We start from the raw sequence: 766 nt of genomic DNA on the forward strand, positions 1-766 counted from the left end.
CCGACGGACCCGTCCGCTACGCCGACCTCGCGGTGGGAGAGCTCCACGACGCCCGTGTCGCGTGGGACGACTGGAGCACGCCCGATTTCGATGACACCGCGTGGGAACCCGTGGCGGTCGTGCAGGCAGAACAGTCGCTCCTCCCGTTCGTCGGCGAGCCGGTCCGGCGCGTCCTGGAGGTGCCCGCGGAGCGGATCGTACGGACCCCCGCCGGGGAACGCGTCGTCGACTTCGGGCAGGTGATCGCCGGACGCGTGCGGTTCCGGGTGCGGGGAGAACGCGGGAGCGTCGTCCGCCTGGAGCACTCGGAGGTGCTCGACCAGCACGGCGACTACTTCGCCAACATCGTCGGGCCGAACAAGGACCAGACCGACGTCTACATCCTTCGCGGCGATCCCGAGGGCGAGACGTGGGAGCCGGCGTTCACCTTCCACGGATTCCGGTACGTCCGGATACAGGGATTCCCGGGTGACGCGAACCCGGAGGACTTCACCGCCGTCGTGACGGCATCCGATCTTCCGGTGATCGGTCACCTCGAGACATCCGACGCGCGTCTGAACCGCCTGCACGAGAACGTGCGGTGGAGTCAGCGGGCGAACTTCCTGTCGATCCCGACGGATTGCCCCCAGCGCGAACGATACGGCTGGACGGGCGATCTGCAGGTCTTCGCCGAGACGGCCGCGACGAACATGTCGGTCGGCCCTTTCCTGACGCGGTGGCTGCGGATCGTCCGTGACGACCAGCTGCCCGACGGGCAGATCATGAA

The 766-nt window shown here is 68.3% G+C and carries 1 protein-coding gene; it reads left to right on the forward strand.

Annotation, left to right across the window (positions count from 1 at the left end; genetic code table 11):
- The coding region (locus tag NS220_RS19025) for a family 78 glycoside hydrolase catalytic domain (RefSeq protein WP_153004396.1) at positions 1–766 on the forward strand (766 nt) is incomplete at both ends.

The sequence above is a fragment of the Microbacterium testaceum genome, from assembly GCF_001476655.1.
Taxonomy (GTDB): Bacteria; Actinomycetota; Actinomycetes; order Actinomycetales; family Microbacteriaceae; genus Microbacterium; species Microbacterium testaceum_C.